Origin of the sequence: Promicromonospora sp. NPDC023805 (assembly GCF_040639635.1) — a bacterium.
GTDB lineage: Bacteria > Actinomycetota > Actinomycetes > Actinomycetales > Cellulomonadaceae > Promicromonospora.
The window spans coordinates 43584-56462 of record NZ_JBFAAH010000020.1; the positions used below are offsets into that span (position 1 = coordinate 43584).

A 12879-nucleotide genomic window follows, 5' to 3' on the forward strand; every position below is an offset into this window, starting at 1 on the left:
CGGCGAATGTCGCGGACCGGGAGAAATGAGTCCCCGGTGTGTAGTGTCGCCGCTGGTCATGACGCTAGTCACCTTTATGGTGAAATGCGCGGCCCGGGACCGGTCCCGGGCCGGGCGGCACAGGGTGAGGAAGGCATGAGATGGCGACACCGGAGCTGGTCGTCCCGAGCGACGGACCCAGTCGGCTGCGCGTGCGCCGGTCGTGGGTGCGTGCGGGCTTCACCGCGCTGTTCGGCGTGGCCTTCGCACTGGGCCTGTGGGGCTTCTCCATCTACCGGACCTCCCCGGACTTCGTCTGGGGCACCACCGGGTGGGACGTCGTCTACTACTCCGTCCAGCTCTTCGTGCTCGGCGCGGAGGCCACGAACGACGGCGGCGACCTGCCCTGGCAGCTCCAGGCCGCACGGTTCCTCGCCCCGGTCGCCACCGGCTACGCCGTGTTCGAGGCGGTGCGCTCCCTGTTCGCCGACCAGTTCGTGCTCATGCGCACCCGCCGGATGCGGGGGCACGCGGTGGTCGTCGGGCGCACGCCGGTCGCCGACCTCATCGCCGAGGCGCTCGCGGCCCGGGGCGCGCCCGTCGCGCGGACCACGGCGGGCGATGCCGACTCGCTGCGCAACGCCGGGGTGGCTGGGGCCGCCGTCCTCTACGCCTGCGAGGCCGAGGCTGACGAGCCCGGCGTCAACGTCCTCACCGTGGCCGTGGCCAACCGCGCGGACCGGTATCCCGACCTGCCCGGTCTGCGGCTGAACGCGCACGTCAGCGACCCCGAGTTCGCGCTGGCCCTGCAGGCCCGGCACCTGAGCCATCCGCAGCCCGGCGTGGACTTCTTCACGCTCGGCGAGCTCGTCGCCCGGTCCCTCGCCCGGCGTGACCGGACCGTCGCCCGCGGCGCCGCGCCGCACATCTCGGTGGTCGGGCACGGCACGTTCGGCAGGGCGCTCGTCGTCGCATTCGCGCGGCTGCGGAGCGTCGAGATCGCGTCCGGCGGCGAACCGCTCACCGTGACCCTTGTCGGCCCCGGTGCGCGCGCCGCCGCGCAGGCGTTGCGGGCACGCTGGCCCAGCGTGCGGGCGGCCTGCAGGCTCGTCCCGGTCGAGACGTTCGCCGAGGTACGCGCGATCGGCACGCCCCAGCGGGTCTACGTGTGCCATGACGACGACGTGGACGCGCTCCGGCACGCGCTGCGGGACAGCGACCTCTGGCGCGCCGGCGAGGGCGCCGTCGTGCTCCGCCTCAACCGCCTCGCGGGCCTCGGAGGCCTGTTCGGCACCCACGACGGCGCGATCCTCGACGACCTCGGCGGGCGGCTCGACGTCGTCGAACCGGGCACGCTGCTGCGCAGGGCGACCGCGCCCGGCGTGCTCGTGCACGACGACGTCTACGACCTGATGGCCGTCTCCGCCCACCTGACCTACCTGCGCAACCAGCGCTCCCGCGGCGTGGCCTGGGAGAGCACCCCGGCGATGGTCTCGTGGGTCGACCTGTCCGACGACCTCCGAGCGGCGAACCGGGCCCAGGTGCGCGCCATCCCGGACCGGCTCCGCCAGATGGGCTGCACCGTCGCACCCGCAGGCGACGGCGAGCACGGCCGGATCCCCGAACCCGTGGTCGACGCCCGCGCCGTCGACGAGCACGAGCGGTGGATGGCCGAGAAGACCGCCGCCGGCTGGACCTACGGGCCGCAGCGGGACGACGCCCGGCGTCTGCACCCGGACCTGCGCCCCTGGGCCGAGCTGTCGGAGGCGGACCGCGAGAAGGACCGCGCCGCCATCCGCGCGATCCCGGTGATCCTCGCGGACTTCGGCCTCCACGTGGTCCCGCTCGCCGACGACGCCGGCTGGGAGGCCGCCGGCGAGCCCGCCCCGGACCCCCGCGGCGTGGTCAAGGGCTGGCGGATGTTCGGCCGCGGCCGTGCCGAGCAGGCCGCCGAGGACTGACAGGATGGGGCCTATGCGAAGCGTCACCCTCCTCGGCTCCACCGGTTCCATCGGCACGCAGGCCATCGACGTCATCGGGCGCAACCCCGAGCGATTCCGCGTGGACGCGCTGTCCGCCGGCGGTTCCGACCTGCCGCTCCTCGCCCGGCAGGCCGCGTCGCTCGGCGTGCGCGCCGTCGCGGTGGCCGACGACGCCGCACGCGCCGCGCTGACCACCCTCCTCGCGGAGGCCGGTGCCGACGGCGTCGAGGTGCTCGCCGGACCGGGCGCCGCGACCGAGCTGGCCGGCCGGGGGAGCGACGTCGTGCTCAACGGCATCACCGGATCCGTGGGCCTGCGCCCCACCCTCGCCGCGCTCGCCGCCGGCTCGACGCTGGCGCTCGCGAACAAGGAGTCGCTGGTCGTCGGGGGCGCGCTGGTCAAGGCCGCCGTACGGCGCGAAGGTCAGATCGTGCCGGTGGACTCCGAGCACTCCGCCATCGCGCAGTCGCTGCGCTCGGGCGCGGCGTCGGAGGTGCGCAAGCTCGTCGTGACCGCGAGCGGCGGGCCGTTCCGCGGTCGCACGCGCGCCGAGCTGCGCGACGTGACCCCCGCGCAGGCCTTGCGGCACCCCAACTTCTCGATGGGGCGCGTGGTCACCACGAACTCCGCGACCCTGGTGAACAAGGGCCTCGAGGTGATCGAGGCGCACCTGCTGTTCGACCTGCCGTTCAGCGCGATCGACGTCGTGGTGCACCCGCAGCAGATGATCCACTCGATGGTCGAGTTCGCCGACGGCTCCACCATCGCCCAGGCCGGTCCGCCGCGGATGCTCGTGCCGATCGCACTGGGCCTGTCCTGGCCCGACCGCCTGCCCGACGTCGATGTGCCCATCGACTGGACGCAGGCGTCCACCTGGGAGTTCGCCCCCCTGGACGACGACGCCTTCCCCGCCGTCCGCCTGGCCCGGCAGGTCGGCGAGGCCGGCGGCACGCACCCGGCGGTCTACAACGCGGCGAACGAGGTGTGCGTCGACGCGTTCCACGACGGCGCCATCGGCTTCCTCGACATCGTCGACACGGTGGCCGCGGTGGTGGAGGCGCACGCGACGACGGACGCCGGCGACGCGGCTTCGGTCGAGGGCGTCCTGGAGGCCGACGCCTGGGCCCGCGCCCGGGCGGCGGAGCTCCTCAAGTCGGCCTGACGCTGCCGTCTCCCGGTCCCTCTCCTTCGAGGCCTAAGTTGCTCCGCTCTGAGACGATTCAGAGCGGAGCAACCTAGACCTCGAAGGGGTGGATCGACCGACCCATCAGCCGAGGGTGCGGGTGGCGAAGCTGTGGTCGACCGGGCCGTGGCCGTGCCAGGGGCCGGGCGTCGTGCCGGTGCCGCCGATGAGCAGGTCGTCCGCGGCGCGCAGGGCTTCCGTCAGGTAGTCCTTCGCCATGCGTACGGCGGGCTCCCACCCGTCGTGCCGGGGGCGCAGGACGGCGCACGCCGAGCTGAGCGTGCAGCCCGTCCCGTGGGTGTTCCGCGTGGGAATCCGCTGGGCGGTCAGGGCGACGACGCCGTCCGGACCCGCGAGGTGGTCTACCGACTCCGCCGATACCAGGTGCCCGCCCTTGACCAGGGCGAACCGTGCCCCGAGCTTGAGCAGCGCACGCGCCTGGTCGGCCGCCTCACCGTCGTCCCGGGCCTGTTCGGCGCCGAGCAGCACGGCTGCCTCCGGCAGGTTCGGCGTGACCAGGTCGGCCAGCGGCAGCAGCTCGTCGCGCAGCACGGCCTCGGCGTCGGGCGCGAGCAGGCGGTGGCCCGACGTCGAGACCATCACCGGGTCGAGCACCACGTAGGGCGCGCGCCCGGCGCCCCGCAGGTGCCGCAGCGCCGCCGCGACGGCCCGGGCGACGGCGGCGTCCGTCGTCATGCCGATCTTCACGGCGTCCACCGCTACGTCGGCGAACAGGGTCTCGAGCTGCGCGGTCACCATGTCGGCTGGCACGGGCAGCACTCTGGTCACGCCGGTCGTGGACTGGGCGGTCAGCCCGGTGAGTACCGCGCAGCCGTAGCCGCCGAGCGCGGCGAACGTCTTCAGGTCGGCCTGGATCCCCGCGCCGCCGGAGGGATCCGAGCCGGCGATCGTCAGCGCCACGGCGGGGTGTCCGGGCGGCCGGGTCCGGACGACGGCGTCGTCGGGCAGGAGTGAGCCCATGAGGCGTCCCTTCGCTAGCACTACCTAGATCAGGTTCCACGGGTACGTCTCAGCCGGGCTGGTGCCCGGCGCCCCGCGCCATTTCGGCCCCACCCTACCCAGCGGTCCGTCCGGCCCTGTGCTGCGGTCCGTCCACGAGCAGGTCGATCATGCGCCGTCGGCCGGCGGAGCAGCGCGCGGCCGCCCGACCAGGTCACAGCTTGGACCAGGCCTCGCTCAGCACGCCCCGCAGGATCTCCTCGATCTCGTCGAACTCGGTCTGCCCGACGGTCAGCGGCGGCGCGAGCTGCACCACCGGGTCGCCGCGGTTGTCGGCGCGGCAGTACAGGCCTGCCTCGAGGAGGGCCGGAGTGACGTACTCGCGCAGCAGGCGGTCGGCCTCGTCGCCGGCGAAGGTCTCCCGGGTGTCCTTGTCCTTGACCAGCTCGATCGCGTAGAAGTACCCGGCGCCGCGCACATCGCCCACGATCGGTAGGTCGTGCAGCCGCTCCAGGGTGGTCCGGAACGCCCGAGCGTTCCGCTTGACCCGCCCGGTCAGGTCCTCCGCCTCGAAGAGGTCGAGGTTGGCCATGGCGACCGCGGCCGAGACCGGGTGCCCGCCGAACGTATATCCGTGGCCGAAGCTCGTGGACCCGGTGGCGAACGGCTCGAACACGCGGTCGGAGACCAGGCACGCGCCGATCGGGGAGTAGCCCGACGACATGCCCTTGGCGCAGGTGATCATGTCCGGCACGTAGCCGAAGTCGTCGCACGCGAAGATCGATCCGATGCGGCCGAACGCGCAGATGACCTCGTCCGAGACCAGCAGGACGTCGTACTTGTCGCAGATCTCGCGCACCCGCTCGAAGTATCCGGGCGGCGGCGGGAAGCAGCCGCCGGCGTTCTGCACGGGCTCCAGGAAGACGGCGGCCACCGAGCCGGGCCCCTCCATCTCGATGAGCGTCTCGATCTGGTCGGCGGCCCACCGGCCGAACGCCTTCGGATCGTCGCGCAGTCCCTCGGCCGCTCGGTAGATATTGGTGTTGGGCACCTTGTGCGCGCCCGGGACCAGGGGCTCGAACGGCTCCTTGAGGCCCGGCAGACCCGTCACCGACAGCGCACCGTGGGTGGTGCCGTGGTAGGCGACGGACCGGGAGATCACCTTGTGCTTGCCGGGCTTGCCCTGCAGCTTCCAGTACTGCTTGGCCAGCTTGAACGCCGTCTCCACCGCCTCCGAGCCGCCCGTCGTGAAGAACACGCGGTTCAGGTCGCCCGGGGCGTGATGGGCGAGGCGCTCGGCCAGGTCGATCGCCGGGGGATGCGCGTAGGACCACAGCGGGAAGTAGGCGAGCTCGCCCGCCTGCTTGGCCGCGGCCTCGGCGAGCGTCCGGCGGCCGTGCCCGGCCTGGACCACGAACAGTCCCGACAGCCCGTCGATGTACTTGCGGCCCTGCGCGTCCCATACGTGGTGGCCCTCGCCGCGGACCAGCGTGGGTACACCGGAGTCCCACGCGGACTGCCGCGTGAAGTGCCCCCAGAGGTGACGACGGGCGGCGTCGTCCCGCACCGTTCCGCGCGGCGTGATGTTCGGTGCGCTCGAGGTGGGCGCGGGGACTTCGGTCATCGTTCTCCCCTGTCGTGGAGTGGCGTCGCGGCCGACTGGCCAGCAGGCCATAACGCGTCAGACGGGCAGGCTACCCGAGCGCTCTGTCTGGCATGCCGGAGTGCGTCAGCGCCCCCTCGTCCAGTTGAATACCGCCACGCCCGTCACCAGTGCGCCGATGGTGACCAGCGCGGTGGCCGTGACCGCCTGCAGCGGGCCGATCAGGTCGGCGTCCAGCGCGACCTGGACGGTCCCGATCAGGGCGTAGACACCGGCGAACACGGTGATGGCGGACAGTGTGCCGTCCATCAGCCGACGGCGCCCGCGCTCGCGTTTGGCCTCGGCGGCCCGCTCCCGGTCGCCGTGCAGGCGTTCGAGGGCCGCGAGCCGCGCGGCGATCGGCTCCTGGAGCAGCTCGCGGAGCCGCTCGGTGACCACCGCAGCCTGCTGCTCGAAGTGTGCCGCCTGCAGCAGCTGGTTCAGCATCCTGGACTCCAGGGCGGAGGCGAGGAACGTGGGCGAGGTGATGGTGGTCAGCGTGGCCCGCACCTCCGAGGCGAACTCGTGCAGGCGCAGCTGTTCGCGGGTGAGCCGTTCCTTGCGCTCGGCGAGGTCGGCGCCGTTGTTGACGTCGTGGTCGGCGAGCATCGTCGCGACGATCCGCAGGTGGTCGGCAAGAGTGGCGTTCCACGCGCTGAACAGCCCGTTCAGGCTGGCGACGAACTCAGCGAGCGAGCCGTACTGGGAGATCTTGAAGTGTGCGGTGCCGACCAGGGCGACGGTCGTCGAGTTGGTGGCCACCGCGACGACGTCGCCCAGGTGCCGCACCCCCTCCAGCAGCACGGGGTTGCGCTGGCGCAGGGTCCAGTCGCACAGCGTGGCGGTGCCGTACGAGACCGGCTGGAGCAGCACCTGCGAGCCGAACGCGGCGAGCAGCTCGTCGCCCATGTCGACCGGCGTGCGCTCCGCCCGGGGCGCGGCGGGTCCCAGGCCGCGGCTCGCCTCGTAGACGGTGGTGACCACGTGCGCACGCCCCTGGGCGATCTCGGTGCCCTCGCGGACCAGGTCGGTGGTGGCGCGCTGGAGCAGGTCGGCGAGGTCGAACAGGCGCTCGGGCGGTGGGCTGCCCGCGTGGTCGACGTCGACGGGCGCGCCGTCCGGCGAGACCCAGCGCACCCGGATGTCGGCGTGCAGGTTGGACAGCCGGAACCGGGCATCCCGGACCTGCTGCGGCGACTGCTCGCGCGCCGAGTAGCGGAACCGGACGTAGTGGTTGCCGAACTCGGTGAACCGCACGTCGCAGGACAGCTCGGCGATGAACGAACCGTCGGGCTGTTCCAGGCGCACGTTCGGCATCGACAGCGACACGCCGCCGTACGGGCGGGCGGCCCGGTCGACGCTCGCCCAGACGTCGTCCATCTTGAGGCGACCCCGTACCGCGAAGGCCTGGACGCCGAGCAGCTCGGGCCGTTCGTCGCGGTCGGCGAGCTCCCGGATCGCCGCCACGGCGGCGGTGGGGCTGACGTCCCGCAGGCCGAACGGGTAGATGTAGACGGTCCGCAGCCGGTCGAGCGTGAGCCAGGGGGAGTCGAGGTTGCGATGCAGCTCCGTCAGGTGCATCCGGTAGGCGCGCAGCTCGCTGGCCAGTATGTAGTTGAGGTGCCGGTCGGTCTCGGCGGCCCGCAGCCCCTCGAGCGCGGGGGCGAGCCGTGCGGGCTTGCCGGACATCGCGTCGTCGGCCGCCCCGGCGGCCTCCGCCAGCGCGCGGAAGTACCGGATGCGGGTCACCGCCTGCGGCACGAGCGCACGCCGGAACGGGGACCTCGGGTCCGGGATGGCGCGGGCGGCCCGGAGCAGGTCGCCGCACCGGTCGCCGGCCTGCGCGGCGGCGTCGGCCAGCCGGGCCAGGCTGCCCGCGCTGCGGGCGGCCGAGGTGTGCATCTGGGTGATGAGGGTGCGCAGCAGCACGGCGACGGCGTCGCCCTCCGCCCGGCAGACGTCGTCGGGTGCGCTGTCGCGGCATGTCGCCCAGGTCTCGACGAAGGCGCGCAGCGGGACGATGATCCGTCCGTGCCGGAAGGTGTACTGCAGGGCGTCGCTCGCCTGCGACCACAGGTAGACGCCGAGCAGGGCGGCGGCCCGCGGCTGCCCGACGACGGCGGTCAGCGCGGCGGCGGTCTGCGGGCCGCGCGGGTCGCCGGGCAGCGGGTGGCGGCGGTTCGGCGCCTCGCCGTCGCCGCCCATGTTCCAGCGGGAGGCTGCCCAGATCGCGCTGACGTCGACGCCGATCTCGCGGAGCTGCCTGGCGACCCGGGAGTCGCCGTCCGCGGCGTGCCAGGCCTCCGTCTGGAACATCGACGTGAGGCTCTCCGTGAGGGAACCAGGACCGTGCGCGTGCAGCTCCCGGAACTCAGGGATGGACGAAACCGACATGTCGTTAGGTTAATGATCAGTAACCAATGTTTCAACGAATCACCATGAAAACTGAAGAAAGTGAGCGTCAGGTGGTCGTCGTGGGGGAGACGTGCACCGCCTTTCGAGGGCGTCAGCAGGTGCCGTAGTCTCGGTCCGTGAGCATCGTTCCGCACGTGGTCGGCTGGCTCGTCCTGCTGCTCGGCATCATCGTCTCTGTCGGTCTGCACGAGCTGGGGCACATGATCCCGGCCAAGAAGTTCGGCGTCCGCGTGAGCCAGTACTTCGTGGGCTTCGGGCCTACCGTCTGGTCGCGGACCAAGGGCGAGACGGAGTACGGCATCAAGGCGATCCCGCTCGGCGGGTTCGTGCGGCTCGTCGGCATGATGCCGCCCGCGCCGGCCGGCGCGCGCCGCGGCACCGGGTTCTGGAGCGAGCTCGTCGCCGACGCCCGCGACGCGTCCGTCGCGGAGGTACGTCCCGGCGAGGAGCACCGCGCGTTCTACAACCTCTCGACGCCCAAGAAGCTGATAGTGATGTTCGGCGGGCCGTTCGTGAACCTCGTGATCGCGACCGTCCTGATCGGGATCATCCTGGTCGGCTACGGCACGATGGTCACCTCCACGACTGTCGCCCAGCTCTCGGAGTGCGTGCCGGCGTCGGTCACCTCCGACGCGTCCGGCGACGAGTGCGAGGGGCAGCCCGCCGCACCGGCCGCCGCGGCCGGCCTGGAGCCGGGCGACGAGATCGTCGCGTTCGGCGGCGCCGAGGTGCACAGCTGGCAGCAGCTGGTCGGCCTCATCAACGACTCCGCCGGGCAGGCGTCCCAGGTCGCGGTCCTGCGCGACGGCGAGCGGGTCACGCTCGAGGTGACCCCGGCCAGGACCGACCGCCCGGTGGTGGACGAGCAGGGCGCAGCGGTCATCGGGGCCGACGGCAAGGCAGTCGTCCAGCCCGGCGGTTTCGTGGGCTTCTCCCCGCTCCAGGTGCGCGAGCCGCAGCCGCTCTCCAGCGTCCTGCCCGCGGTGGGCGAGCAGACCTGGCAGACGCTCACCATGGTCGCCACCCTCCCGGTCCGCGTGGCCGACGCCGCGACCCAGGCCTTCACGGCCGAGGAGCGCGCGCAGGACTCCGTCCAGTCGGTGGTCGGCGTCGCGCGGATCAGCGGCGAGATCTGGGCGCTGGACGAGGCGATCCTCGACCGCGTGATGTTCTTCCTGAGCCTGCTCGCGAGCCTCAACATCGCGCTGTTCGCCTTCAACATGATCCCGCTCCTGCCGCTCGACGGCGGGCACCTGATCAACGCCCTCTACGAGGGCGGCAAGCGGACCCTCGCCAGGGCGCGCGGTGCGGTCCTGCCCGGCCCGGCGGACGTCGCGCGCATGACGCCGGTGGCCTATGTGGTCTTCCTCATCCTGCTCGGGGTGGGTGGCGTCCTCATCGTGGCGGACCTGGTGGATCCGGTGCGGATCACGTGATGCCAGACACGATGTACGTTTCGCACCTTCTGAAGCAGGGATACTGATCTCGTGAGCGCAATCAGCCTCGGCATGCCGGCAGCACCCCCGCCGGTACTCGCCCCCCGCCGCAAGACTCGAAAGATCAAGGTCGGCAAGGTGGAGGTGGGTGGTGACGCACCCGTGAGCGTGCAGTCCATGACCACCACGCCCACCACCGACATCAACGCCACCCTCCAGCAGATCGCGGAGCTCACGACGGCAGGCTGCGACATCGTGCGTGTCGCCGTCCCGACCTCCGACGACGCCGAGGTCCTGTCGATCATCGCGAAGAAGTCCCAGATCCCCGTGATCGCGGACATCCACTTCCAGCCGAAGTACGTCTTCCAGGCGATCGACGCCGGCTGCGCGGCCGTCCGGGTCAACCCGGGCAACATCCGTAAGTTCGACGACCAGGTCAAGCAGATCGCCGAGGCCGCCAAGGCCGCCGACGTCTCGATCCGCATCGGCGTCAACGCGGGCTCGCTCGACAAGCGCATCCTGGCCAAGTACGGCAAGGCCACCCCCGAGGCCCTGGTCGAGTCCGCCGTCTGGGAGGCGAGCCTCTTCGAGGAGCACGACTTCCACGACTTCAAGATCTCGGTCAAGCACAACGACCCGGTGATCATGGTCCGCGCCTACGAGCTGCTCTCCGAGCGCGGCGACTGGCCCCTGCACCTCGGTGTTACCGAGGCGGGCCCGGCGTTCCAGGGCACCATCAAGTCGGCCACGGCGTTCGGCGCGCTGCTCAGCAAGGGCATCGGCGACACGATCCGTGTCTCCCTCTCGGCCCCGCCGGTCGAGGAGGTCAAGGTCGGCAACCAGATCCTGCAGTCGCTCAACCTGCGTCCCCGCAAGCTCGAGATCGTGTCCTGCCCGTCCTGCGGCCGTGCCCAGGTGGACGTGTACACGCTCGCCGAGAAGGTCACTGCCGGCCTCGAGGGGATGACCGTCCCGCTGCGCGTCGCCGTCATGGGCTGTGTGGTGAACGGGCCGGGCGAGGCACGCGAGGCAGACCTCGGTGTGGCGTCCGGCAACGGCAAGGGCCAGATCTTCGTCAAGGGTGAGGTCGTCAAGACCGTCCCGGAGTCGATGATCGTCGAGACACTCATCGAAGAGGCGATGCGGATCGCGGATGCGATGCCTACGCCGGAGAATGATGTGCAGGCCGGCCCGCCCGTCGTCTCGGTCGGCTGAGAATCTGATCTAGGACGGAGCGGAGCATGGCTCGCTGGCGCACCCCGGTACCCGCCGGAGCGCGCCCCGACGGGCCTGCTCAACCGGGCGAACAGGACATTCTGCCGCACCGTGACCGGCCTGATGTCGCCCGCCCGCTGACTCGCGGGGACCTGGCGCAGGCCCTGCGGGTCTGCGCGGTCGACCCGGTCTCGTCGGTTCTCGCCACCGCCCGCCTGGAGATCGCGGCGCGCGCCGGTTTCGGCGCCGCCTCGGGTCAGGCGTGGGGTTTCCCCGCCGTCGGAAAGCTCGAGGCGGTGTGCTGGGCCGGCGCCAACCTGGTGCCGGTGATCCCGTTCGCCGATCCGGCCCGGCGGGCCCAGGCGGTCGCCGCCTTCGCCGAGCTGGCGCGTGTGCACGGGCGCCGGTCGTCGTCGATAGTGGGGGAGCAGTGGGCGGCGCTGGGGCTCTGGGAGCACCTGTCGCTCCACTGGCCCCCGGCCCGCGACGTGCGCGCCGACCAGCCGTCCATGGCCATCGGGACGGCGCCGTCGCTCGCACCCGAGCCCACTGTCCGCCGCTCGGTGCCCGCCGAGCTGGGTCTCGTGCTGCCCGCGTGCGTGCGGATGTTCACGGAGGAGGTCGGCTACTCGCCGGTCGCCTCGGGCGGGTCGGCCTACGCCGAGCGGGTGCGGGCCCTCATCACGGAGGGGCGCTCGTTCGTCCGTGTGGTGTCCGACGACGGTGGGCGGCCCGCCGTCGGCTTCAAGGCAGAGCTCGGTGCGGTCGCCGGGGGAGTCGCCCAGGTCCAGGGCGTCTGGGTGGAGCCGGCGTTCCGCGGTCGTGGCTGGTCCGAGTCGGGGATGGCGGCGGTCGTCGCGGCGACGCGCGCGTCCATCGCGCCGGTGGTGTCGCTCTACGTGAACGCCTACAACGAACGGGCGGTCGCGGCCTACCGGCGGGTGGGCTTCGAGCAGGTGGGCACGTTCGCGACAGTGCTCTTCTGAACTGTTCTTCTCTCCTTCGAGGTCTAAGCCACTCCGCTCTGAATCGATTCAGAAGGGAGTGGCTTAGACCTCGAAGTGGGTGCGGGAGGCCGTTGCGCGTCAGCGGAGGAGCTTGGACATCCGGCGGTCCGCGAGCGGCTTGCCGCCCGTCTGGCAGGTCGGGCAGTACTGCATGCTGCGGTCGGCGAACGAGACCTCCTGCACCGTGTCGCCGCACGGCGTCCCGTCCCAGCCCGGGCAGGGCAGCCCGGCGCGGCCGTGCACCCGCATCCCGGCGCGCTTGGCGTCCTTGAGCTCCTTGGCCGGTTTGCCCGACGCCGCCGCGATCGCCTCCGCGAGCACCTCACCGATCGCGGTGTGCAGCCGGGCGGTCTCCTCCGGCGTGAACGACCCCGTCAGCTTGTAGGGGCTGAACCGGCTCGCGTGCAGGATCTCGTCGCTGTAGGCGTTGCCGATGCCCGCGATGGCGCGCTGGTCCCGGAGCAGCCCCTTGACCTGCTGGTTCTTCGCCGAGAGCAGGGCGGCCAGCACGTCGGTGGTGAACTCCGGGGAGAGGGGTTCCACGCCAAGGGACGCGATCATCTCGATCTCGGCGGGGTCGCGGACCACGTGCACCGCAAGGCGCTTACGGGTGCCGGCCTCGGTGAGGTCGAACCCGGAACCGTCGTCGAGCCGCACACGCAGCGCGAGGACCGCGCCACGGCCGGAACCGCCGAGCGACGGCCGGACCGGCTTGGTCGACAACACGTCCGTCCAGCGCACCCACCCGCCTCGCGAGAGGTGGAAGACCAGGTGGAGCGGGGCGCCGTCGGGCGATGTGCTGCCGGCTGTGCTGCCGGGGGCGGGCGAGACCACGACGTCCAGCCACTTGCCGTGCCGCGCGACGTCCGCCACCTCGCCCCCGGCGAGCGCGTCGACCGGCGGATCGTACGTCTTGAGTGCGGCGATCGAGCCGACCTCCACCCCGGCGACCGTGCGCCCGGACGCCCGGGCGCGCAGGAACTCGGCGAGCGCGGCGACCTCGGGCAGCTCCGGCATGGGCCAATCCTCCGAGACTTCCCGGACGTCGGCAAGGCCTGTC

General features: G+C 72.2%; 9 protein-coding genes and 1 riboswitch. Of the genes, 5 read left to right on the forward strand and 4 right to left on the reverse strand.

Features of this window, described 5'->3' with window-relative positions:
• The first annotated feature begins 140 nt into the window (after nucleotides 1–140).
• On the forward strand, nucleotides 141–1940 hold the full coding sequence (locus AB0F70_RS19095; RefSeq protein ID WP_357451601.1) for a RyR domain-containing protein: 1800 nt from the start codon (nucleotides 141–143) through the stop codon (nucleotides 1938–1940).
• A gap of 13 nt (nucleotides 1941–1953) precedes the next feature.
• A complete protein-coding gene (gene dxr, locus AB0F70_RS19100) occupies nucleotides 1954–3123 on the forward strand; it encodes a 1-deoxy-D-xylulose-5-phosphate reductoisomerase (protein ID WP_357451604.1) in 1170 nt (389 codons plus the stop codon).
• A 105-nt stretch (nucleotides 3124–3228) separates the two neighbouring features.
• On the opposite strand, the gene thiD is transcribed toward dxr, so the two are convergent.
• The 3 genes from thiD to AB0F70_RS19115 all read right to left on the reverse strand — a co-directional run bounded on the left by thiD (nucleotide 3229) and on the right by AB0F70_RS19115 (nucleotide 8140).
• Nucleotides 3229–4125 carry a bifunctional hydroxymethylpyrimidine kinase/phosphomethylpyrimidine kinase gene (gene thiD, locus AB0F70_RS19105; RefSeq protein WP_357451607.1) on the reverse strand — a complete coding sequence of 299 codons (897 nt, stop codon included), beginning with the start codon at nucleotides 4123–4125 and terminating at the stop codon, nucleotides 3229–3231.
• A riboswitch (TPP riboswitch) is annotated at nucleotides 4115–4211 on the reverse strand. Its footprint overlaps the gene before it by 11 nt.
• A 107-nt stretch (nucleotides 4212–4318) precedes the next feature.
• Nucleotides 4319–5728, reverse strand: coding sequence for an aspartate aminotransferase family protein (locus AB0F70_RS19110; RefSeq protein ID WP_357451610.1), 1410 nt, complete (start codon nucleotides 5726–5728; stop codon nucleotides 4319–4321).
• Nucleotides 5729–5833: 105 nt separating this feature from the next.
• On the reverse strand, nucleotides 5834–8140 hold the full coding sequence (locus AB0F70_RS19115) for a hypothetical protein (RefSeq protein WP_357451613.1): 2307 nt from the start codon (nucleotides 8138–8140) through the stop codon (nucleotides 5834–5836).
• Nucleotides 8141–8277: 137 nt separating this feature from the next.
• Between AB0F70_RS19115 and AB0F70_RS19120 the strand changes: the two genes are divergently transcribed.
• The 3 genes from AB0F70_RS19120 (at nucleotide 8278) to AB0F70_RS19130 (ending at nucleotide 11798) form a co-directional block, all read left to right on the forward strand.
• Entirely contained in the window at nucleotides 8278–9597 is a 1320-nt protein-coding gene (locus AB0F70_RS19120; RefSeq protein ID WP_357451616.1) for a site-2 protease family protein, read from the forward strand.
• Nucleotides 9598–9669: 72 nt separating this feature from the next.
• Entirely contained in the window at nucleotides 9670–10812 is a 1143-nt protein-coding gene (gene ispG / locus AB0F70_RS19125) for a flavodoxin-dependent (E)-4-hydroxy-3-methylbut-2-enyl-diphosphate synthase (protein WP_357451790.1), read from the forward strand.
• A gap of 26 nt (nucleotides 10813–10838) precedes the next feature.
• Nucleotides 10839–11798 carry a GNAT family N-acetyltransferase gene (locus tag AB0F70_RS19130; RefSeq protein ID WP_357451619.1) on the forward strand — a complete coding sequence of 320 codons (960 nt, stop codon included), beginning with the start codon at nucleotides 10839–10841 and terminating at the stop codon, nucleotides 11796–11798.
• A 99-nt stretch (nucleotides 11799–11897) separates the two neighbouring features.
• On the opposite strand, the gene AB0F70_RS19135 is transcribed toward AB0F70_RS19130, so the two are convergent.
• The gene (locus AB0F70_RS19135; RefSeq protein WP_357451622.1) at nucleotides 11898–12836 is read right to left on the reverse strand and encodes a DNA-formamidopyrimidine glycosylase family protein; all 939 of its coding nucleotides are present in this window, start codon (nucleotides 12834–12836) and stop codon (nucleotides 11898–11900) included.
• Nucleotides 12837–12879: the final 43 nt, after the last annotated feature.

What these genes read in the sequence shown, in the direction of transcription:
- AB0F70_RS19130 (WP_357451619.1), top strand. Translation starts at nt 10,839, where the DNA reads ATGGCTCGCTGGCGCACCCCGGTACCCGCCGGAGCGCGCCCCGACGGG.
- thiD (WP_357451607.1), bottom strand. Translation starts at nt 4,125, where the DNA reads ATGGGCTCACTCCTGCCCGACGACGCCGTCGTCCGGACCCGGCCGCCC.
- ispG (WP_357451790.1), top strand. Translation starts at nt 9,670, where the DNA reads ATGCCGGCAGCACCCCCGCCGGTACTCGCCCCCCGCCGCAAGACTCGA.
- AB0F70_RS19115 (WP_357451613.1), bottom strand. Translation starts at nt 8,140, where the DNA reads ATGTCGGTTTCGTCCATCCCTGAGTTCCGGGAGCTGCACGCGCACGGT.
- AB0F70_RS19095 (WP_357451601.1), top strand. Translation starts at nt 141, where the DNA reads ATGGCGACACCGGAGCTGGTCGTCCCGAGCGACGGACCCAGTCGGCTG.
- AB0F70_RS19135 (WP_357451622.1), bottom strand. Translation starts at nt 12,836, where the DNA reads ATGCCGGAGCTGCCCGAGGTCGCCGCGCTCGCCGAGTTCCTGCGCGCC.
- dxr (WP_357451604.1), top strand. Translation starts at nt 1,954, where the DNA reads ATGCGAAGCGTCACCCTCCTCGGCTCCACCGGTTCCATCGGCACGCAG.
- AB0F70_RS19110 (WP_357451610.1), bottom strand. Translation starts at nt 5,728, where the DNA reads ATGACCGAAGTCCCCGCGCCCACCTCGAGCGCACCGAACATCACGCCG.